Genomic DNA, 22096 nt, shown 5'->3' on the forward strand with positions numbered 1-22096 from the left:
GGCACGGTAGAAACCCGCCGTCGGCCGGCGCCTGCCTCAAAACGAACCTTCGTTCCGTGTCGAGGCCGTTGCTTTCCAAAACGAATGCTCATTCCGCGCCGGCGAGGCTGTGGGACGTTATTGCAAAACGAACGCTCGTTCCCGCGGGGGAAGGTTGTGGGCGTCCCGCAAAACGAATGCTCGTTCCGCGGCAGAAAGTTGTAGAGGTTCCGCAAAACGAACACTCGTTCCGGGGCAGAAGGTCGTAGGCGTTCCGCTGTGAATGCGGGGCTCTGCTGTGAGGGCCGGCGCGTGTCCGTGCGGAAAGAACGGCCGCGCCCCCGGTTGGGGCGCGGCCGTGAACGACTAGCGGGTCTCGGTGGCGTCCCGGATCTGGCGCATCAGGGGAGCGGCCTCGGCCTCGGTGCGGTTGTTGAACATCGCCAGGGCCAGGCTTCCGTGGTCGGCCCATCCGCACACGGTCAGGTCGCCGTCGGCGGTCTTGGTGATTCCGCATTTCATGACGCCGTCGAGCGGGCCCGGGTCGACCGCGTGGAGATTGGTCACCGAACCTTCCTTGTCGGAGACCAGGGACATGGCGGACTCGAGATCGCGTGACGGCGTCCAGATCAGGCCGGTGCCGCCGAGGAACAGCACGTCCTTCTCGCCGGTCTCCTGATAGACGGCGCCGACCGTGTGGTCGAGCTCGACCTCGGCGGCCAGGGCCGTCTGCAGGTAGTCGGCCGTGGTGACGCCGTTTTCCGAGCCGTCGATGACGAGGTTCCCGATCTGCTGCGGGGTCGTCAGCGTCGCATCCTTCTGGGCGATGATGCGCCAACTGGTGAAACCGAGAGTCACCACGCCCGCCGTTGCGATTGCCAGCACGCCGACGATCAACACACGGCGTACGGGGAAACGGGTTTTGGGTTTGGCCTGACCCTCGGTGACCTCGTCGGACTCGGAAGCATCGTGGGGCGGCGGAGTGCCGATGTCGATCTGGTGGGGGCCGGGCTCGGGCATTGCAGGAGCGTAGCAAGCACGGGCGATGCGAATTCGGGGTTCCGGCGTGACATCCGTAGACTTGTCGGGTGACCGAGACGACCCAGAACCGCACCCCCGACAGCCGGCCCACCGGCGGCCTCTCCGCCCAGTACCAGCCGGGCGAGGTAGAGCAGCGGCGGTACGAGACGTGGGTAACCGAGGGCTACTTCACCGCCGACCCGGCGAGCGACAAGCCCGCGTTCTCGATCGTCATCCCGCCGCCCAACGTGACCGGCTCGCTGCACGTCGGCCACGCCCTCGACCACACCATTCAAGACACCCTGTCCCGGCTCAAGCGGATGCAGGGTTTCGAGGTGCTGTGGCTGCCGGGCATGGACCACGCCGGCATCGCGACGCAGAACGTGGTGGAGCGTCAGCTCGCCGCGCAGCAGCTGTCCCGCCACGACCTGGGGCGTGAGGCGTTCGTCGAGAAGGTCTGGGAGTGGAAGGCCCAGTCCGGTGGCGCCATCCTCGGGCAGATGCGCCGCCTCGGCGACTCCGTGGACTGGTCGCGTGAGCGCTTCACGATGGACGAGGGGCTGTCCCGCGCCGTCCAGACGATCTTCAAGCGGCTGTACGACGACGAGCTGATCTACCGCGCCAACCGGATCATCAACTGGTGCCCGCGCTGCCTGACCGCGCTCAGCGACATCGAGGTGGAGCACACCGACGACGAGGGCGAGCTGGTCTCGATCCGCTACGGCGACGGTGACAACGCGATCGTCGTGGCGACCACCCGGGCCGAGACGATGCTGGGCGACACCGCGGTGGCCGTCCACCCCGACGACGAGCGCTACCGGCACCTCATCGGCACCGAGGTCGAGCTGCCGCTCACCGGGCGGCGCATCCCGATCGTGGCCGACGAGCACGTCGACCCGTCGTTCGGCACCGGCGCGGTCAAGGTGACCCCGGCCCACGACCCGAACGACTTCGAGATCGGCCAGCGGCACAATCTGCCCAGCATCACCATGATGGACGAGCGCGCGGTCGTCACCGTGCACGGTCCGTTCGAGGGCCTCGACCGCTACGAGGCCCGCCCCGCCATCGTCGCCGCGCTGCGCGAGGAGGGGCGGATCGTCGCCGAGAAGCGGCCCTACGTGCATTCGGTCGGCCACTGCTCGCGGTGCAAGACCACGGTGGAGCCGCGGCTCTCGCTGCAGTGGTTCGTCAACACGGGCCCGCTGGCCAAGGCGGCCGGAGACGCCGTACGGGATGGTCGTGTCACGATCGAGCCGGCCGAGCTGTCCAAGCGTTACTTCGCGTGGGTCGACAACATGCACGACTGGTGCATCTCGCGTCAGCTGTGGTGGGGTCACCGCATCCCGGTCTGGTACGGGCCCGCGGGCGAGGTCGTCTGCGTCGGACCGGACGACGAACCGCCGGCCGGCTACACCCAGGACGAAGATGTTCTCGACACCTGGTTCTCGTCGGCGCTGTGGCCGTTCTCGACCATGGGCTGGCCCGAGCAGACTGTGGAACTGCAGAAGTTCTATCCGACCAGCGTGCTCGTCACCGGCTACGACATCCTGTTCTTCTGGGTCGCCCGGATGATGATGTTCGGGCTCTACGCGATGGACGACGTGCAGCCGTTCAACGTGGTCAACCTGCACGGCATGGTCCGCGACGGCCACGGCAAGAAGATGTCGAAGTCGTTCGGCAACGTCGTCGACCCGCTCGACTGGATCGAGCGCTACGGCGCCGACGCCACCCGCTTCACGCTGGCCCGCGGCGCCAACCCCGGCTCCGACGTGCCGATCAGCGAGGAGTGGTGCCAGGGCTCGCGCAACTTCTGCAACAAGCTGTGGAACGCCACCCGGTTCGCCATGATGAACGGCGCGACCGTCGAGGGCCCGCTGCCGGCGCCGGAAGACCTGTCGGCGATCGACAAGTGGATCCTGTCCCGCCTGCAGCACGTGATCGGTGAGGTCGACGAGCAGTTCAAGGCGTACGAGTACGCGAAGGTCTGCGACACGCTCTACCACTTCGCGTGGGACGACGTCTGCGACTGGTACCTCGAGCTCAGCAAGCCGGTGCTCTCGGGCGACGACCAGGCCGCGGCCAACACCCGGCGGGTGCTCGGCCACGTGCTCGACCAGCTGCTGCGCCTGCTGCACCCGGTCATCCCGTTCGTCACCGAGGAGCTGTGGATCGCGCTCACCGGTGGCGAGACGATCGTGAAGGCCCAGTGGCCGGCGGCCGAGAAGGAGCTGATCGACGACGCCGCCGAGGAGGAGCTGGCCGCCCTGCAGAAGGTGGTCACCGAGGTCCGGCGGTTCCGTTCCGACCAGGGGCTCAAGCCCAGCCAGCGGGTCTCCGCGGCGCTGACCGGCCTGGGCAACGTCGGCATCGACACGCACGAGCCGCTGATCCGCTCGCTGGCCCGGCTCGATCCGCCGGCCGAAGGCTTCACGGCCACGGCCACGCTCGCGGTGTCCGGCGCGATCACGGTCGACCTCGACACCCGCGGCACGATCGACGTCGCGGCCGAGCGGGCCCGCCTCGAGAAGGACCGGGCCGCGGCCGAGAAGGAAGCGGCCCAGTGCCGGGCCAAGCTCGGCAACGAGTCGTTCATCGGCAAGGCGCCCGAGCCGGTGGTGGCGAAGATCAAGGACCGTCTGGCCACGGCTGAGGCGGACCTCACGCGAATTGCCGCCGCCCTCTCCGCGTTGCCTACGGCATGAGCACCTACGAAGAGGCTGAGGCCGCGCTGAACGGGCGCGGCTTCACCCGCATGGCGTTCGACATGCAGAAGATCCGGGACCTGATGGACGTGCTCGGCAGCCCCCAGCGGGCCTACCCGGCGATCCACCTGACCGGCACGAACGGCAAGACCAGCACGGCCCGCATGATCGACGCGGTGCTGCGGGCGCACGGCCTGCACACCGGCCGATACACGAGCCCGCACCTCGAGACGGTCCGCGAACGGATCAGCCTCGACGGTGAGCCGATCACCGAGGAGCGGCTCGCGGCCACGTACGACGAGGTCGCCCCGCTCGCCGAGCTGATCGACGCGCGCAACACCGAGTCGCTGACCTACTTCGACATGACGACCGCGATGGCGTACGCGGCCTTCGCCGACGCTCCCGTGGACATCGCCGTGGTCGAAGTGGGGCTCGGCGGCGAGGAGGACGCGACCAACGTCATCGACGCCGGTGTCTGCGTGATGACGCCGATCGGGCTCGACCACACCGAGTGGCTGGGCGACACCATCGAAGACATCGCCTGGGCCAAGGCCGGCATCATCCACAAGGGCGCCACCGTGATCACCTCGCTGCAGACCGAGGAGGCCATGCGGCCCATCCTCGAGCGCTGCGCCGAGATGAGCGCGACCCTGGCCCGTGAGGGCAGCGAGTTCGGCGTGATCGAGCGGACCCAGGCCGTGGGCGGCCAGGTGCTGACGCTCCAGGGGCTCGGCGGGGTGTACGACGAGATCTTCCTGCCGCTGTTCGGGGCGCACCAGGCGCAGAACGCGGCTCTGGCGCTCGCGGCCGTCGAAGCCTTCCTCGGCGCGGGGCCCGGCAGACAGCTGGAGCTGGACCTCGTACGGGAAGGCTTTGCGCAGGTCGACTCGCCCGGGCGTCTGGAAAGGGTGCGCAGCGCGCCGGCGATTCTGCTCGACGGCGCGCACAACCCGCACGGCATGGCGGCCACGGTGAGCGCGCTCGAGGAGGAGTTCGCGTTCCGGCACCTGGTGGCGGTGGTGGCGGTGCTGGGTGACAAGGACGTGTCGGGTCTGCTCGACCTGCTCGAGCCGGTGGCGGCGCGGATCGTGGTGACCCAGAACAGTTCGCCGCGCTCGATGCCGGTCGACGAGCTGGCCCAGGTGGCGACCGACATCTTCGGCGAAGACCGGGTGACCGTCGCCCAGAACATGCCGGACGCGATCGAGGAGGCCGTGGTGATCGCCGAGGAGGACACGTCCGGCGAGCTCAGCGGTGTCGGCGTGATCATCACGGGGTCGGTCGTGACCGTCGCGGACGCCCGGAAGCTGCTGAAGCGATGACCTCGTCGCCGTCGCCCTCGTCGCCTGACTCTTCGCCGTCCGCTTCCTCCCCTTCGCCGTTGCCCGGATCCGCGCCTGATCCTTTGGCCGCGCCTGATTCCTCGCCCTCGTCCGGTTCCCCGGCCGCGCCTGATTCCTCGGCGTCGCCGGCTCCAGGCTCCGATGCGGGTCCGCGGTCCGGGCTTCGCAACCCTCAGGCCGCCGTACGGGGGTTGGGCGCGGGGACGCTCGTGCTGGAGGCCATCGTGCTGCTGCTCGGCATCCAGCCGATCCGCATCATGGGCGGCGACCTGGACGGCTGGGGCATCGCGGCGGTGGTGTTCCTGGCCGTGTTCGCGGTGGTGCTCGCGGGCATGATGCGGCGCCCGTGGGCCTGGACGGCGGGGACCGTGCTGCAGGCGCTTCTGCTGGCCGGCGGCTTCTTCCACTGGTCGCTGACCGCGCTGGGCCTGATCTTCGGCGCGGCCTGGGTCTACGCCCTCTACGTCCGCCGGACGATTCTGGGCTAGCCCCTTCTACGTACGCGGCGTCGACTCGACAGTGCTCGGTGCTTCAGAGCCTCCTGGTGACGAACAGGGTCGTCCCGTAGAGCGGATCGGCTTCGCGGCGGTCGGTCTCGGTGAAACCGAGCTTGGCCAGCACCCGGCGGGAAGCGGTGTTCCACTCCCGGACCGTGGCCCACAGGCGTTCGTATCCCGACGATCTCGCCCAGTCCAGAACCGCGGTCGAAGCCTCGGTCGCGTACCCCTGGTTCCAGGCCCGGCGAAACAGCTCGAACGCCAGCTCCGGTTCCCCGGGCGTTTCTTGTCCCTCGATCAGCCCGCAGTAGCCGATGACGTCACCGGCGTCCTTACGCTCGATCGCCAGAAAGCCGGTCGTCGAAGGCGGGTTGGCCCGGATCCGCTCCGCGAGTTCCGCGACCGTCGGGTGCCCGTCCGCGTCGATCCGGCGATGCGGAGGCACCCGCTCATCACGCTCGGTCCACAGCTCACGGTGAATGGCGGCTTCGGCGACGCGCCAGGGCCGAAGCCACAGCCGGTCCGTCTCGAGCAACACCTCACGCCCCGGAACCGATGCATCTGTCATGCGCCCATTCTCCCGCGGCGTCGAACGGGCGGCCTTTCGCGCGGGCGGCCATCTCGCGGGGTGGCCTTCGTGCGGGTGGGCCTCGCGGAGGCCTTCTTGCGAGGCGGACTGGCTGCGTTCGGCCGGCTTCGGGTCGCGCGCTGTTTGTGGTGGTGGCGTTGACGGAGAGGGCCGATCCCCTTGGACCGGCCCTCTCGTGTTCGTCAGCGGATGGCCCGCCACTGGGTGATGGCTATGTTGTGGTCGTCGGGGTCGCGGAACGTGGCGGACCAGAGTTCCAGGCGGTCGCCGCGGTTGACCGGGCGCGGCGGGTGGACGAACTCGACGCCCTTGGCAACCAGTTCCTGATAGACGGCTTCCACGTCGCCGACTTCCAGGTTCAGGTAGATCAGGCGGCCGGCGTCGGCCGAGAGACCGGTGACGGTCCGCAGGACCAGGCGGGTGTCGCCCGAGGCCAGCACGGCGCTGCCCTCACCGCCGTCGATCTCGAAGAATCCGAGCGTGTCCCGATAGAACGCGGCCGACCGGGCCAGATCGGTGACCAGCACCGTGATCCCGACCCCGTAGATCGCCCCCGCCGGCCCGGGCCGGGCACTCGGATAGGCCGTGATCACGTCGGCGGTGCTGTCGTCCGGCTCGGAGGCGCCGGCCAGGTCGGCCCACGGCCCCCTGTCCTGGCCCGCCGCCGCGGCGGCTGCAGCGGCCAGCGCGGCCGCCGCGGGCGACGGCTTGGGGTGACCCGCTCCGCCCGACTCCGTCCCGCGCGAGGCCCCACCAGCGGAGGCGGCGCCGCCTGCCGCGCTCGTGGGCGTGTCCCCGGCGGCTGTCGTGCTTGTGGTTGCTGGCGTATCCCCGGCCGCTGTCCCGCTTGTGGTTGCAGGCGCGGCCCCGGGGGCTGTCGCGCTTGTGGTTTCGGGCGTGGCCCCGGCGGCTGTCGCGCCTGTGGTTTCGGGCGCGCCCGCCGCAGCGAGACCCGCCCCGGCGGTAGGTGCCGCAGCGGCCCCTTGCGCCGAGGCTGCTTCGCTGAGGGGCGGTGTGGTGGCCGCAGGCCGGGGGAGACGCGTGGAGGTTTCCTCGTCGAGGAGAGCCGACTCGAAGAACGGGTCGGCCTCAACGGTCGGCCCTGCTCCCGTGGAAGCCGTGGCGCTTGCCTCCGAAGGGGCGCTGCTGCTTGGCCAGTCAGCCGGAGTGCCGGGCTCGTCTGTGGCCTGCCGGCTGGTGGGTGCGGCCGCGGCCGGCCAGTCTGCCGATGCGTCGGGAGCGGGGTGGCCGGTAGCGGTGTCCACCTGGGAGGGGGCGGCGCGTGTGACGGGTTCCTGACCGCGGGCGTCGACATCGCGCGGGATCGCGGCGGAACCCGCGGCCCGCACCGGCGCCTCGGCGGGACGTGCAGGTGCCTCGGCGGAACCTGCGGCCCGGGCGGGCTCTTCGGGGGCGGCTGCGGTGGCCACCTCCTCGTCGGCCGGAGGGCGTCGGTGTGGGGGGTCGTCGTGGTCGGGGCGGGTGACCTTTCGGACGGCGGCTGCGGCTGCGGCGGCTACGGCGCCCACGGCCCCGGCGAAACGGCCGCCGTGCTTCTCGGGTGCGGGAAGCGGCTGGGTCGACTCGTCGTCGAGGGGGGTGGGGGTGGTTGTCTCGGGTCGGGCGCTGGTGGCGTCATGGGCCGCGTTGGACATGAAACGGGTGGAAGGGTGGATGCGGGGCTGCTTGTCCTCTACCGGAGGGGCGACCAGGTCGTCGGCTACGGCACCGGCTGCGGCGGGGGTCGACTCGGGGGCCGGGTCGGGGTCGCCGTCCAAGGGGAGGTCGATCTCGTCGTCGGGGGCCCTGCGCGCGGACGGGGCCGGGGCGGTGGGCCGGGGTGTCGCCGACGGGGGAGCGGTCTCCGGCCGAGGAGCGGTCGGCGGTGGCGTTGTCGGCTGTGGAGCCGTGGGGAAGTCGCCTACCGGTGACGGGGTCGGCGGGGTTGAGGCCACGGTCGGCTCGGGCCGCTGGTGCGGCGGGCCTGACTCCGGCGCAGAGGAAGAGCCGGTGGAAGGGCCAGGGGGAGCGGCGGGTGGAGGCGTCCCGTACGGGCTCGGGGAACTCGCCGGTGGGGGTGGGTCGTCGAGCGGGATGTCGGTGACCAGCGCGTCGTCGGGGTGGGGCTCGCGCTGGCTCGGAGGGCCGGACGAGGCGTAGGCGGGGGCTGCGTAACCGGAAGCGGCATATCCCGGCGAACCCTGCTCGGACGGCGCGTATCCGGACGAGGAGTGTGTTGCGGTGGTGGGTTCGGCGGTGGCGGTGGCGGTGGCCGTGCCGCCCCGGCGGCGCGGGCTCGGACGGGAGCCGGCCGGGCGGGACGACGCCGCCGCGCCGGCGGCAGCTCCAGCGGCGGCCGCGCCGACGGTCGCAGCGGAACCAGAACCAGAACCTGCGGAACCAGAAGCCGCCGAGCCAGGCGCGCCGGAACCGGCGGCCGCGTAACCAGGGGCCTCCGCGCCTGGGGCGTCGAAGTCGCGATCACCCGAAGCCGGACCCTCGAAGTCGCGGGATCCCGAACTCTCGAAGTCTCGGGCTCTCGAACCCGAGCTATCGGAGTCGGAGGCGCCTGGACCCGGAGTCGCGGAACCGGAAGCTGAGGCCGCAGAGCCGGACGCCCCCGGCGGCGGAGGATCGAAGTCGCGAGCCTCCGGGCCAGGGGTGTCGTAGTCGCGTGGCCTCGGGCCAGGGGCGTCGAAGTCGGCCTCCGGACGCGAAGGCGCGTCGGAGGCGGACGAAGCGGAACCCCGGGTGGCGGAAGCGGGAGGCGGGGGAGCGTACGGGTCGTCGGCCGCATAGGCGGGACCGCCGGCCGTGGACGAGGCCCGGCGTGGCAACGGGGACGGCTTCTCGTCGTGGTTGACGAACTCGCCCTCGACCACGGGGCCGGCGGGGGTGTCGCGGACCACCACGGGGCTCTCCGAATACTCCTCGGAGTCCATGCTCGCCTCGGAACGCGCGCCGGAAGGGGACGGCGGGGGCGGAGGCGGCGGCGGGGAGCTGCCGGGTGGGGGTGGGGGCGGTGGGTCGTCGTCGCCTCGGCCCCACGTGCGGTCGCGGTTTGCCCACGGTGGGGGCTCGAGGTCGCCCAGCAGGTCGGCGTCGGGCTCGTCGTCGAAGTCGTCGACCGGCGGGGGCGGCGGGTCTTCGCCCCGTTCGCGCGGCGGTGCCTCGTCCCAGTTGATTTTGACCCGGCGCATGTCGTCGACGTCGACCGTGATCGGCAGGGTGTCGCCGGGCTCGGGCCACTTCACGACCGGGATGCGGGACTCGTTGATCTCGACCTCGCTCGTCGGCAGGCCGGGTGCGACGATCACTGCCTGGATGCGGGCGCGGCCATAGACCGACGTCGTGGCCGGTGGCGGCGTGATCGACCGGACCTCGGCGGTGCCGGAGACCCAGGCCCGGGCTCCTCGGCGCACCACATTGACCACCCCGAGCGCCACCGCGAGGCCGAGCAGCGCGACCCCGAAGATGACCACCCCCAGGCTGGACATGCCGAATCCCAGCGCGACCACGAAGACCGCGATCGTGCCCGCGACCGCCGCGACCAGCTTCCGTGCCGGCGCGATCGGACGTCCGGTCTGGTTTGCCAATGTGGACCTCCCGCTCTACCCCGTCAGGTTATTGCCCGGCTCAGTCTGAGCGAAAGTGCGGGAGTACCGGCGTTGGCGCTCGCCGCAAACCTGGTACCGATAGGCTGAACGTAGCCCCTTTAGCACCCATGGAGGACTCGTTGTCCAGCCCCACCGAGCGTTCGCTCGTGCTCCTCAAGCCTGACGCGGTCCGTCGCGGACTGCTCGGCGAGATCCTCGGCCGGTTCGAGCGTAAGGGCCTGGTGGTCGAGGCGCTGGAGCTGCGCACCATGGACGCGACGCTCGCCGACCAGCACTACGCCGACCACGTCGAGAAGGCGTTCTATCCGCCGCTCAAAGACTTCATGACCTCGGGTCCGCTGGTCGCGCTGGTGCTCGCCGGCGACGAGGTGATCGAGGTGGTGCGCGCGATGATCGGCTCGACCGACGGCCGCAAGGCGGCCGCCGGCACGATCCGGGGCGATTTCGCGCTGTCGAACCGCGAGAACCTGGTCCACGCCTCCGACTCGCCCGAGAGCGCGGCGCGCGAGCTCGCCCTCTGGTTCCCCAAGCTCTGAGCAGCGCGAAAACCAACGCGAAACCAACGCGAAGAGCCGAGGACAGGGTCAGAGCGCGTCGAGCGACGCCCGCCGGCGTGACTCACCCTCGAAGATCTTCAGCAGGGCCACGGCCGCGACCGCATAACCCGCTCCGACCAGCAGTTCCTGGCCGAGGGCGGGCGCGGCCGCGGTCAGTCCGTCTCCGGCCGCGAGCTGCCGCGCCGCCGAGGCCGCGTGCGTGATCGGCAGGTAGTGACCGACCGTCACCATCCAGCCGGGCAGCCCCGAAGCGGGCACGTTCACGCCCGTGAGCAGCAGCAACAGCGCGACCGAGACGTTCGAGACCACCCACACGTCGCGGAACCGCAGCCCGAGCGCGCCCAGCGTCAGCCCGAAGAATCCGCAGGCCAGCGACCCGGCGGCCATGGCCAGCACCAGCCCGGGCAGAGCGCCGAACGGAATCCGGAGCCCGAGCAGCGCCGCGCCCACACCGAGCGTCACGACGGCGATCAGGAGCCCGTTTCCCGCGTACGGGATGACCCGCCCCCAGAAGATCGCGGTGCGGCTGCGGGGAGACAGCAGCACGTGGCCCAGCGTTCCGTACCGGCGCTCGTTGGCGACCGCCATCGTGCCGCCGAACACGCAGGCCAGCGACGCGGTGAGCACGGCGTTGCCGACGATGTAGAACCGGTCGTCGGCGACCTGGAGCTGGCGCCCGAGATAGGCGAAGAACAGCAGCTGGAACAGCGGCCCGACCAGCAGCGTGCCGACGAACATGCCGGGCGTCGTCCAGTTGAACAGGGCGCGGTAGGCGATCACGCCGCCGACGCCCATCAGACGGAGAGTCTTCATGCGGTTCGCCTCCTGGGGCGGCGGGGCCGGTGGATACCGATGGGCCGGCTCATGCGAGCGCCAAGGTCGCGGCGGCGCGGGCGCGGCGTTCGACATAGGTGAGGGCGAGCCCACCGAGGGCCAGGCAGAGCACGCTGATGCCGAGGCAGACGCCGACCGACGGCCAGACCGGCCCGCCGCTGGTGGCCTCGCGTAACGCCCGCGCGCCCCAGGTGGTGGGCAGCACGGCGGCGATCGGCCCGGTCCACGACGGCAGCACGGTGATCGGCACGAGCATGCCCGAGACCAGCCAGACCGGGTATTCGAGCGTGTTGGCCAGCGCGTTCGCGTTGCGCATGAGCACGAACGTGGCCGCCAGCAGCAGCCCGAACATGCCGAGCGCGACCACACAGACGACGGCCGCGACCACGAACGCGACCGGGTGGGCGAAGTCGAGCCTGATGCCGTACAGGAAGCGCCCCCAGATCAGCGTGGCGAGCAACGCGTAAATGCCCGTCAACCCGGTGGCGATCGTGATCGGGAGAATGACGAGGACCGGCCGGCGCGGCGCCAGCATGATCATTTCGAGGGTGCCCAGCCAGCGCTGACTCTGGATGGCGCCGCCCGACCCGAACAGCACGGACGACCAGATGCCCATCACGCCGGCGCCGACCGCGGCCTCGAGCAGGCGGTGCTGTTCGCCGCCGGACCGGAACAGATAGACGGCCAGGGTGGCCTGCACGATCGGCACGACCAGGGCGATCGCCATCTCGAACGGGGAGCGGCTGAGCTGTTTGACGTGCATGAGCGTGCCCACCGCGAGCACTCGGAGGAGGCTCATGCGGCGCTCACGATCGCGACGTACGCGTCCTCGAGCGTCGGCTCCCGGCTGTCGACGCGGCCGAGCCGGATTCCGGCCAGTTCCCGCAGCACGTCACCCTGCACGTCCACGTGCGCGTCGGAGTGGACGGTCAGCAGCTGGAGGGCTCCACGGGCTTCAACTGCGGTTTCCCGTACGCCGGGAAGACCGCGCAAGGCATCCACCGCGCTCTCGGGCACCCCGTAGGCCTCCACCTCCACGACCCGGCGCCCGTCCGCGCGGTGCCGCAGTTCGGCCGGGGTGCCCAGCGCCTGGATCCGCCCGTCGGCGATCACCGCGATCCGGTCGCACAGCTCGTCGGCCTCGGCCATGTAGTGGGTCGTGAGCAGCACGGTCGTCCCGGTCGCGGCCAGGTCGGCGACCGTGCGCCGCAGCTCGCGCGCGGCCACCGGGTCGACCCCGATCGAGGGCTCGTCGAGGAACAGCACGTCGGGCGAGTGCAGCAGCCCGCGGGCGATGTGCAGACGCTGCCGCATGCCCCGCGAGTAGCCCTCGACCCGTTCGCCCTCGCGCCCGGCCAGCCCGACCAGGTCGAGCAGTTCGGCGATGCGGCGTTTCTGGTCGCGCGGCGCCACCCCGTAGAGCTCGGCGAAGTAGCGCAGGTTGTCCAGTGCCGACAGCCGGTCGTAGAGCCCGCGGTCGCCGCCGAACACGTAGCCGATCCTCCGGCGTACCTCCCGGGTCTGGCTCTCGACGTCGAACCCGCACACCCGGGCCGACCCCGACGTAGGGATGAGCAGGGTGTTCAGCAGCTTGATGGTGGTGGTCTTGCCGGCGCCGTTCGGCCCGAGCAGCCCGAACAGCTCGCCGCGGCCGACCGTGAAGGTCACCCCGCGGACCGCCTCGACCTCGGTGCGCTTCGGCTTGAGCCAGCCGGTGCGCGCCTTGTAGGTCCGGCGTAAGTCTTCCGCCTCGATGGCGTAGTCGCTCCCCATGCGCGGAACGCTAGGGAATCGACCGGGGTCTAGGAAACGAATTCGGTGCGGGCCGAATCCTCGCCGAGCAGCCGCACGAGCGCGACGCCGGCGGGCTCGAGGCCGTAGAGGACGCGGCGGCCGGCCCGGCGGCGGTGCACCACCCCGGCCGCGAGCAGTCCGGCCAGGTGTTCCGAGACCGTGCTCGGGGCCAGCCCGAGCGCGGTGGACAGGCCGGTCGTCGTGGCCGGGACGGTCAGCGCCCGCAGCACGGCGGCCCGCCCGCGCCCGACCAGGATGGCCAGCCGGTCGTCCTCGGCGGGCGGCGGCGGGACCGGCGTCTCGGCCAGCACCGCGGCGCCCCGCGACTGGTAGGTGACCATGATCAGGTCGGGCTGGTCGCCGGAGCACAGCAGCGCGCCCCGCGAGAAGATCAGCGGCACCAGCAGCAGCCGCTGGTTGACCGCCTCGAACGACTGCTCGAGCGGCTTGACCAGGGTGAGCACCGGCCGTTCCCAGCGCACCCGCTCGTGCAGCTGGGACAGCAGCGCGTCGGGCCCGTCGGCGGCCAGGGCCCGCGCCCGCAGCAGCACCTCCTCGTCGAGCGCGGCCCGCATGCCCGGCCAGTAGGGCGCGATCGCCGCGTCCCAGTAGGCCCGGACGCCGTCGGTCAGCCGGTCGAGCGCCGCCTGCCGGTCGTCCAGGAACGGCCGCAGCCCGGGCAGCACGTCGCCGTCGGGGTAGTGCTTCGCGATCTCGAACTCGATCACCTCGGCCGGCGTGGCCCGCACCTGCTCGAGCTGCTCGTCGATCGTCGGCATGGCCGTGACCGGCGGCGGGCAGAGAAAATCGGGCGAGACCGACGGCAGCGACAGATAGAGCGAGACGGACTCGGTCATGGCCCGGGCCCGCCGGGCCCACCCCTCGTAGGGCCACGGCACCGCCTCGGGGTTGCGTTGCAGCAGGGCAAGGCTGCAGAACACCTCGGCCAGCGGGCTGATGGCGATCCGGGTCCGCGACAGCGTCGGTTCATCGATCTCGATCCGAATCACAGCCGAATCCTAAGCGCCCCGAGCTGAGACGGGTGAAGTTCAGGGGACGGTTACCCGCAAGCCATGCGGGATCGATAGGCATCAGAGTCATGACTTCGATCTCACGACGGAATCTGCTGCGCGCCGGCGTCGCCGGTGGTGTCGCCGGGCTGGCCGGTGGGGCGCCCGCCTTCTCGTCGGCCGGCTCCCGGCCCGTTCTCACCCACGGCGTCCAGAGCGGTGACCCCTTAGGCGGCTCGGCGGTTCTGTGGAGCCGCGCGGACCGGCCGGGACGGCTCTGGGTGCACGTCAGCAAGCGGCCCGACTTCCGGGGCGCCCGGGTCCTGCGCGGGCCCGTGGTCACGCCGGACACCGACTTCACGGGCAAGCTGACGGTGCGCGGGCTGCCCTCGGGGGAGCGGCTCTACTACCGCGTGCGGGCCGAGAGCCTGGAGCGTACAGCCTGCTCGACCAGGCCTACCGCGCGTTCGCGGCCGAGGTGCCGCAGATCAACCAGTGGGACGACCACGAGGTGACCAACAACTGGTACCCGGGGGAGATCCTGGACGACGCCCGCTACACCGAGAAGCGGGTCGACGTGCTGGCCGGGCGGGCCCGGCAGGCCTACCACGAGTGGGTGCCGACGCCGATGCGGAGCGGGCCGGTCCACCGCAAGATCTCGTACGGGCCGCTGCTCGACATCTTCGTGCTCGACATGCGCACGTTCAAGGACGTCAACGACGGCAACACGTACGCCGACCCGGACCGTGGCCTGCTCGGCGCCGAGCAGCGCGAGTGGCTGATCCGGGGGCTGAGCGAGTCGCGGGCGACCTGGAAGGTGATCGCCAACGACCTGCCGCTGGGCCTGGTCGTTCCGGACGGCGCGACCGCCCAGGAGGGGGTGGCCCAGGGCGACCCGGGCGCGCCGAAGGGCCGCGAGCTGGAGTTCGCCCAGGTGCTGCGGACCGCGCACCGGCGCGGCGTCACCGGCATCGTGCTGCTCACCGCCGACGTGCACTACACGCAGGCGGTGCACTACGACCCGGCCCGGGCGGCGGTCCAGGACTTCACGCCGTTCTGGGAGTTCGTCTCCGGCCCGGCCCACGCCGGCGCGTTCGGCCCGAACGCCCTGGACGCCACCTTCGGCCCGCAGACCCACTTCGTGAACGCGCCGCCCGCCGCCAACACGTCCCCGGCCGACGGCTTCCAGCACTTCGGCGAGGTGGAGATCGACGCCGGGACCAAGGCGTTCACGGTCAACCTGCGCGACCGCGAGGGCAGGTCGCTCTGGAGCACGACCCTGCCCGCCCCTCGCCGGTAAATCACGTGCGGTGGCCGGTATCGTTGTCTCTACGCAGGCGACGATCCGGCCATCACCGGGGAGCTTCCGGAAGAACGGACCTGGCGGTCTCAGTAGAACCGGGTGGCGGCGGCCGTGAATGAGCGGGCGGAGAGATCCGTCAAGCGAGGTGGTACCGCGGGCTGAAACGGCTCGTCCTCGCAGTCCGACGACTGCTACGAGGAGTTCCACCGATGGCCTATCCGAAGCACACCGACGCCACGGGCGTGCCGGCCAGCCCCGACCTGCCCGCCGTCGAGCGGGCCGTGCTCGAGCACTGGGCCGCCGACCAGACGTTCGAAGCGTCCGTCGAGCAGCGCCCGGCCGGCGAGAACGGCAGCAACGAGTACGTCTTCTACGACGGCCCGCCCTTCGCCAACGGGCTCCCGCACTACGGGCACCTGTTCACCGGCTATGTGAAGGACCTGGTGCCGCGCTACCAGGCCATGCGGGGCAAGCACGTGGAGCGCCGCTTCGGCTGGGACACCCATGGGCTGCCGGCCGAGGTCGAGGCCGAGAAGCAGCTCGGCATCACCACCAAGGCGCAGATCGTCGAGCTCGGCATCGACAAGTTCAACGAGGCCTGCCGCAGCTCCGTGCTCGCCTACACCAAGGACTGGGAGCGCTACGTCACGCGCCAGGCCCGGTGGGTGGATTTCTCCGACGACTACAAGACGCTCGACCCCAGCTACATGGAGTCGGTCATGTGGGCGTTCAAGACCCTGCACGACAAGGGCCTGGTCTACGAGGGCTTCCGGGTGCTGGCCTACTGCTTCCGGTGCGAGACCCCGCTGTCGAACACCGAGACGCGCATGGACGACGTCTATCGCGACCGCACCGACCCGGCGCTGACCGTCACGTTCCGGCTGGAGACGGGCGAGGACATCGCGGTCTGGACCACCACGCCGTGGACCCTGCCCTCCAACCTCGCGCTCGCCGTCGGCCCCTCCCTGCAGTACGCGATCCTCGAGAAGGACGGCAAGCGGCTCATCATGGGCGCGTCGCGGGTCCCGTCGTACGCGAAGGAGCTGGAGGGCTGGACCCAGGTCGGCACCGTCCTGGGCAGCGAGCTGGCCGGACGCCGCTACACCCCGCTGTTCGACTTCCTCGTGGAGAAGGGCGGGCCGAACGCGTTCCAGGTGCTCGCCGCCGACTACGTGAGCGACGAGGACGGCACCGGTGTCGTGCACCAGGCGCCCGCCTTCGGTGAGGACGACCAGAACGTCTGCAACGCGGCCGGCATCCCGACGGTGGTGACCGTCGACGACCACACCCGCTTCACCGCGCTCGTGCCCGACTGGCAGGGCGTGCAGGTGTTCGAGGCCAACAAGCCGATCATCGCTCATCTGAAGGCCCAGAACTCCGTGCTGCGGCACGAGGGCTACACGCACTCCTACCCGCACTGCTGGCGCTGCGACACCCCGCTGGTCTACAAGGCGGTCTCGTCGTGGTTCGTGGCCGTCACGAAGTTCCGCGACCGCATGGTCGAGCTCAACCAGGAGATCAACTGGACGCCGGCCCACATCAAGGACGGCTCGTTCGGCAAGTGGCTGGCCAACGCCCGCGACTGGTCGATCTCGCGCAACCGGTTCTGGGGCTCGCCGATCCCGGTGTGGAAGTCGGACGACCCCAACTACCCGCGCGTCGACGTCTACGGCTCCTTCGAGGAGATGCGGCGGGACTTCGGAGTCACGATCGAAGACCTGCACCGCCCGTACGTCGATGAGCTGACCCGCCCCAACCCGGACGACCCGACCGGCAGGTCGACCATGCGACGCGTGCCCGAGGTGCTCGACTGCTGGTTCGAGAGCGGGTCGATGCCGTTCGCCCAGGTGCACTACCCGTTCGAGAACAAGGACTGGTTCGAGCACCACTACCCGGGCGACTTCATCGTCGAATACATCGGGCAGACCCGCGGCTGGTTCTACACCATGCACGTGCTGGCCACGGCGCTGTTCGACCGGCCCGCGTTCCGCAACTGCCTGTCCCACGGCATCCTGCTCGGCGAGGACGGGCGCAAGATGTCCAAGTCGCTGCGCAACTACCCGGACGTCTACAAGATCTTCGACTCGTACGGGTCGGACGCGATGCGCTGGATGCTCATGTCGTCGCCCGTGCTGCGGGGCGGGGACATGCCGGTCACCGAGGTCGCCATCCGGGATTCGGTACGGCAGGTGCTCCTGCCGCTGTGGAACGTCTGGTACTTCTTCTCGCTTTACGCCAACGCGTCATCGCATGAGGCGAAATTCCGGACAAATTCCGCGCACCTGCTCGACCGCTACGTGCTCGCCAAGACGAACGAGCTCGTGTCCGACGTGCAGCGCCAGATGGACGACTACGAAATCTCGGGCGCGGCCGCCTCGGTCCGGTCCTTCCTGGACGCGCTGACCAATTGGTACGTACGCCGTTCCCGTGACCGGTTCTGGGAGGGTGATGCCGACGCGTTCGACACCCTCGCGACCGTGCTCGAGGCGGTGTGCCGCGTCGTGGCCCCGCTCGCCCCGCTGACCGCCGAGGAGATCTGGCGCGGCCTGACCGGCGGCCGCTCGGTGCACCTGACCGACTGGCCCGACGCCGCGGCCTTCCCGGCCGACCACGACCTGGTCGCCTCGATGGACGCGATCCGCGACGTGGCCTCGGCCGCCCTGTCGCTGCGCAAGGCCCGGGCCCTGCGCGTGCGGCTGCCGCTGGCCAAGCTGACCGTGGCCACCGCCGACGCCCCGGCCCTGACGAACCTCGGCGACCTGGTGGCCGACGAGGTCAACGTCAAGGAGGTCGTGTTCACCGACGACGTGGCCGCCTACTGCGAGCAGGTTCTGACCGTCGTGCCCCGGGCCCTCGGCCCGCGCGTCGGCAAGCAGGTGCAGCAGGTCATCAAGGCGGTCAAGGCGGGTGAGTGGGAGCTGGTCGACGGCGCCCCGGTCGCCGCCGGCATCACGCTGGCCGACGGCGAGTACGAGCTCAAGCTGGTCGCCGCGGACGATCAGAACTCGGCGCCGCTGCCCGCCGGCGGAGGCGTGGTCGTGCTCGACACGGCGGTGACGCCCGAGCTCGCGGCCGAGGGCCTGGCCCGCGACGTGATCCGCGTGGTGCAGCAGGCCCGCCGCGACGCCGACCTCGACGTGTCGGACCGCATCGCGCTGGTCGTCTCGGCCGCCGAGCCGGTGCGGGCCGCCGTCGAGGCCCACCGCGAGTTCGTGGCCGGTGAAACCCTGGCGACCTTGCTCACGCTGGCGGAAGCTGGGGAGGACGGCTTCGCCGGCGAGGTCGGCGACGGCGACCAGGTCACCGTCCGGGTCGCCAAGGCCGTGTGACACCAGCTACTCGGCCCGGAGATTTGCCGCCTCTGCGGTGAATGTCCGGGCCGTCGGCGGGATCGACAGGGACTTCCCGGTTTCCCTCCGGTAACCTGACCGCGCCCCCACACGTTTGCGCATGTCCTTTGGCCCCGGAGGAACCTCAGTTGCCGCTGCTCTACACGATCGGCAAGCTCACCGTCGGCAACGTGATGATGCTCGGATGGCGCCCACGAGTCGAGGGCCTCGAGTACATCCCCAAGACCGGTGGCGTGATCTTCGCCGGCAATCACCTCTCCGTCGCCGACGAGCTCTTCCTCGGCTCGGCGCAGCCCCGCCACCTGGCCTTCTGGGCCAAGTCGGACTACTTCAACGGCACCGGGGTCAAGGGCTGGTTCAACCGCACCCTGATGAACGGCCTCGGCGCGATCCGGGTCGAGCGCGGCGGCGGGCGGGCCGCCCTGACCGCCTTCGACGGCGCGATCCCGGTGCTCAAGGCGGGTGACGCGGTCGCCATCTACCCCGAAGGCACGCGTTCGCCCGACGGCCGGCTCTACCGCGGCCGCACGGGTGCGGCCCGGCTGGCGGTGGCGGCCGGGGTGCCGATCATCCCGGTCGGCATGATCGGCACCGAGAAGGTGCAGCCCATCGGCCAGGTCCTGCCCAAGCCGGCCCGGGGCGTGGTCACCGTCAAGTTCGGCAAGCCGATCGATCCGGAGGGCCGCGGCGACGACCGCACGTCGCTGCGTCAGCTCACCGACGAGCTCATGGCCGAGATCCAGAAGCTGACCGGCCAGGAATACGTGCCGCGCTACGCCCCGGCCAAGCCGGCCAAGGAATAGGGGTCAGGGCGCGCGCGAGCCGCGGGCCCTCTCCTGCTCGACCAGCGCCTCCACGTCGCCCAGCCGGCGCAGGCCGTTCAGGGGCTGCCGCATGCGGTAGTTGCCGGCCAGCGCCTTCTCGTTGCGCGCGAGGAAGGCCCAATAGCCGGCCGTGTACGGGCACGCGTCGTCACCGACCCGCACCTTGGGGTCGTAGCGGCAGCCACCGCAGTAGTCGCTCATGCGGTTGATGTAGGAGCCGCCCGACGCGTACGGCTTGGTGCTCATCCGCCCCGCGTCGGCGAACTGGCTCATGCCGATCACGTTGGCCGTCATCACCCACTCGTAGCCGTCGACGAAGCTGCGGTGGAACCAGTCCGCCATCGCGCCCGGCCGCCAGCCGCGCTGCATCGCGTAGTTGCCGAGCACCATGAGCCGCGGAATGTGGTGCACCCAGCCGTGGTCGCGCACCCCGGCCAGCACGTCGGACAGGCAGCGGGCCTCGACCGCGTCGGCGTCCAGATCGGCGAACCAGCGCGGCAGCTCCCGGCGCGCGCCCAGCTCGTTCGAGGCCCGGTAGTCCGGCTCGAAATACCAGTACAGATGCCAGATGAAGTCGCGCCATCCGATGATCTGCCGGACGAACCCCTCGACACTGGCCAGCGGGGCATTGCCTTCCCGGTACGCCTTCTCGGCCCGTTCCACCACTTCGAGCGGGTCCAGCAGCCCCAGGTTGATCGACGCGCTGAGCAGACTGTGGCTCATCCACGGGTCCCCGGCCAGCATCGCGTCCTCGTACGGGCCGAACAGCGGCAGCCGGTGCTCGACGAAATGCCGCAGCCGGGCCAGCGCCTCGCGCCGGGTGGCCGGGAACAGCCGGGGGCCGTCGTTCCCGACGAACTCGATGCCGTCCTCGCGCTGCCACCGGTCGAGGTCGGCGCGGACCTCCTCGTCGATCTCGTCCTCGGTGATCGCGGGCGCGGGTGGCACGTCCAGCTTCTCGGCGCTGCGGGGCGGTGGCTCGCGGTTGTCGGCGTCGAGGTTCCACTTGCCGCCGGCCGGTTCGCCGCCGTCCATCAGGATGCCGTGGCGCTGCCGGGCGTCCCGATAGAAGTCCTCCATGCGCAGGTGGTCACGGCCGTGCGCCCAGGCGGTGAAGTCGGCCGGCGCGGTGACGAAGCCGCGCGGCGGCAGCACCTCGACGACGTTGGGCAGGCGGTGGACCAGGGCGCGGGCGGCGCGCGAGGTCGGATGGCAGACGGTGACCTTCTGCTTGACCGCCTCGGCGTAGGTGTCGGCCTTGACCAGCCGGACGCCGTCGTCCTGGGCCCGGTGCCGCAGCGCCGACAGGATCAGGTGGGCCTTCTGCCGGTGGAACGCGCGGCGCCGGAACACGGCCTTCGACTCCACCAGCAGCGCCTCCTGCCGGGGCGAGTCGAGGAAGTGGGGGCCGAGCTGATCGGCGAACAGCCAGCGTCGGGTCATGCCGTCATGCTGCCCGCTTGATCAGCCCATCAACCCGGAGTCAGGACTTCTTCCCGCAGTCGGGCGACCAGGTCGGCGCTGTCGGCGATCGAGCGGCGGGTCAGCAGCACGGTGGCCAGACTGCCGTGGTCGGCCCAGGCGCAGACAACCACCGAGGCGTTGCCGTCGCGACCCACGCCGCACCGCTCGTGGGCGCCGAACTCACCCAGGTCGTACGACTGCACGTCGGTCAGGCCGTACTCGGCGGCGGCCTGCTCGATGCGGCTCTTCACGTCGCTGCCGGGGGCGAGCCGGAAGCCGGTCTCGCCGAAGACCGTGACCCGCTTGCCGCGGCCGTCGCGGTATTCGCCGGCGAACCCGCTCGGGCCGGCGTCCTCGGTGTCGCGCAGCTTCAGGTCGGAGAACGAGTCGGGCAGGGCGGCCGTCACCGGATATTGGTCACCGGCCGGGGACTGCGTCCAGGCGAACGGGAGGCCGCAGCAGCACACCACGCCGATCAGGCCGAGCAGCGCGATGCGGCGGCCCCAGCGGCGCTTGCGGCGCGGCGGGGGCGGCAACGGGCGGGCCGGCGGGCGAGCCGCCCACGGCGGTGGGGCCGGGATCGGGCGGCCCTGGACCGTCGGCGGGCGCGTCTGGATCGCCAGGCGGTTGACCGGTTGCTGCCGGGCCTGCTTCTCGAGCCGCTTGCGCTCCTTCTTGGAGAGCTTGGGTTCGTTGCGCGCGGCCGGGGCGCCGGTCGGAGGCTGCGGCGCCGGGACCGGCGGTCGGTTCACCGGTTTCGGCGCCGGAGGGGGAGGTGGGGGCGGCGGCGTGACCGGCCTTTCGATCCGGGTCGGGGGCATCGGGGGTGGTGTCTCTTCGGGCGGCACGTGGGCGAACGAGTCCCACGGCGTGTCCTGGTCGGCCCACGGGTCGACGGCGGGCGTGGTCGCCCAGTGGTCGGGCTCCTCCGGCTCCGGCGGCGGGGCCTCCGGCGCCTCGTTCCGTCGCCACCACTGCTTCTTCGGGGCCGGCGCGGGGACGGCCGCCGAGCCGCTCCAGCGCACCGGCGCGTCCACCGTGGAGGGTTCCGAACCGTCGTCCAACCGGGTCGCGTCCGCCGGCTGAACGTCCTCCGGCTGCGGGTCGGGCATCCGTCGATCTCCTTCACTGCCGGGCAAGATCCCCGGCGAGGCGGTCAACCCCCAGGTTAGAGGCGGTGCGCCACCCTCGGCCCCTTTCCGGAGACCGGACT

Annotated in this window: 15 protein-coding genes and 1 pseudogene; 7 read left to right on the forward strand and 9 right to left on the reverse strand. The window is 71.1% G+C overall.

Annotated features, from left to right (window positions below; genetic code table 11):
• Positions 1–345 precede the first annotated feature (345 nt).
• The gene (locus JIG36_RS39745) at positions 346–999 is read right to left on the reverse strand and encodes a hypothetical protein (protein WP_203381639.1); all 654 of its coding nucleotides are present in this window, start codon (positions 997–999) and stop codon (positions 346–348) included.
• Between the two features lie 68 nt (positions 1000–1067).
• Between JIG36_RS39745 and JIG36_RS39750 the strand changes: the two genes are divergently transcribed.
• The 3 genes from JIG36_RS39750 to JIG36_RS53675 are packed head-to-tail and all read left to right on the forward strand — an operon-like array spanning position 1068 to position 5532.
• Positions 1068–3701, forward strand: coding sequence for a valine--tRNA ligase (locus tag JIG36_RS39750; RefSeq protein WP_203381640.1), 2634 nt, complete (start codon positions 1068–1070; stop codon positions 3699–3701).
• Positions 3698–5023 carry a bifunctional folylpolyglutamate synthase/dihydrofolate synthase gene (locus JIG36_RS39755; protein WP_203381641.1) on the forward strand — a complete coding sequence of 442 codons (1326 nt, stop codon included), beginning with the start codon at positions 3698–3700 and terminating at the stop codon, positions 5021–5023. The genes JIG36_RS39750 and JIG36_RS39755 overlap by 4 nt, the downstream gene beginning before the upstream one ends.
• On the forward strand, positions 5020–5532 hold the full coding sequence (locus JIG36_RS53675) for a DUF4233 domain-containing protein (RefSeq protein WP_203381642.1): 513 nt from the start codon (positions 5020–5022) through the stop codon (positions 5530–5532). The genes JIG36_RS39755 and JIG36_RS53675 overlap by 4 nt, the downstream gene beginning before the upstream one ends.
• Before the next feature lie 43 nt (positions 5533–5575).
• Here the strand turns inward: JIG36_RS53675 and JIG36_RS39765 are convergent, their stop codons facing one another.
• Positions 5576–6109 (reverse strand): GNAT family N-acetyltransferase, encoded by a 534-nt coding sequence (locus JIG36_RS39765; protein ID WP_203381643.1) that lies wholly within the window; start codon positions 6107–6109, stop codon positions 5576–5578.
• Between the two features lie 203 nt (positions 6110–6312).
• Positions 6313–9726, reverse strand: coding sequence for a VOC family protein (locus JIG36_RS54835; protein WP_438870791.1), 3414 nt, complete (start codon positions 9724–9726; stop codon positions 6313–6315).
• 128 nt (positions 9727–9854) lie between these two features.
• Here JIG36_RS54835 and ndk point away from each other — a divergent pair, with 128 nt between their 5' ends.
• Positions 9855–10283: a nucleoside-diphosphate kinase gene (gene ndk / locus JIG36_RS39775; RefSeq protein WP_203381644.1), complete on the forward strand. Its 429-nt coding sequence runs from the start codon at positions 9855–9857 to the stop codon at positions 10281–10283.
• A 48-nt stretch (positions 10284–10331) separates the two neighbouring features.
• On the opposite strand, the gene JIG36_RS39780 is transcribed toward ndk, so the two are convergent.
• From JIG36_RS39780 to JIG36_RS54430, 4 genes are read right to left on the reverse strand one after another with little or no spacing between them, the layout of a single operon-like run.
• Positions 10332–11117 carry an ABC transporter permease gene (locus JIG36_RS39780; RefSeq protein WP_203381645.1) on the reverse strand — a complete coding sequence of 262 codons (786 nt, stop codon included), beginning with the start codon at positions 11115–11117 and terminating at the stop codon, positions 10332–10334.
• Positions 11118–11166: 49 nt separating this feature from the next.
• A complete protein-coding gene (locus tag JIG36_RS39785) occupies positions 11167–11937 on the reverse strand; it encodes an ABC transporter permease (RefSeq protein WP_236049158.1) in 771 nt (256 codons plus the stop codon).
• Positions 11934–12911, reverse strand: coding sequence for an ABC transporter ATP-binding protein (locus JIG36_RS39790; protein WP_236049159.1), 978 nt, complete (start codon positions 12909–12911; stop codon positions 11934–11936). The genes JIG36_RS39785 and JIG36_RS39790 overlap by 4 nt, the downstream gene beginning before the upstream one ends.
• A gap of 29 nt (positions 12912–12940) precedes the next feature.
• Positions 12941–13942 (reverse strand): ArsR/SmtB family transcription factor, encoded by a 1002-nt coding sequence (locus JIG36_RS54430; protein ID WP_203381646.1) that lies wholly within the window; start codon positions 13940–13942, stop codon positions 12941–12943.
• An 89-nt stretch (positions 13943–14031) separates the two neighbouring features.
• Between JIG36_RS54430 and JIG36_RS39800 the strand changes: the two are divergent.
• The 3 genes and pseudogenes from JIG36_RS39800 to JIG36_RS39810 all read left to right on the forward strand — a co-directional run bounded on the left by JIG36_RS39800 (position 14032) and on the right by JIG36_RS39810 (position 19398).
• A pseudogene (locus JIG36_RS39800) lies at positions 14032–15242 on the forward strand (alkaline phosphatase D family protein).
• Between the two features lie 212 nt (positions 15243–15454).
• Complete coding sequence (ileS, locus tag JIG36_RS39805) at positions 15455–18574, forward strand: isoleucine--tRNA ligase (RefSeq protein WP_203381647.1); 3120 nt, start codon at positions 15455–15457, stop codon at positions 18572–18574.
• Positions 18575–18723: 149 nt separating this feature from the next.
• The gene (locus JIG36_RS39810) at positions 18724–19398 is read left to right on the forward strand and encodes a lysophospholipid acyltransferase family protein (protein ID WP_203381648.1); all 675 of its coding nucleotides are present in this window, start codon (positions 18724–18726) and stop codon (positions 19396–19398) included.
• 3 nt (positions 19399–19401) lie between these two features.
• Here JIG36_RS39810 and JIG36_RS39815 read toward each other — a convergent pair whose 3' ends face one another.
• Complete coding sequence (locus tag JIG36_RS39815) at positions 19402–20862, reverse strand: cryptochrome/photolyase family protein (protein ID WP_203381649.1); 1461 nt, start codon at positions 20860–20862, stop codon at positions 19402–19404.
• Between the two features lie 29 nt (positions 20863–20891).
• On the reverse strand, positions 20892–21995 hold the full coding sequence (locus tag JIG36_RS39820) for a hypothetical protein (RefSeq protein WP_203381650.1): 1104 nt from the start codon (positions 21993–21995) through the stop codon (positions 20892–20894).
• Between the last annotated feature and the right edge of the window lie 101 nt (positions 21996–22096).

It is taken from the genome of Paractinoplanes ovalisporus, from assembly GCF_016834655.1.
GTDB classification, from domain to species: domain Bacteria; phylum Actinomycetota; class Actinomycetes; order Mycobacteriales; family Micromonosporaceae; genus Actinoplanes; species Actinoplanes ovalisporus.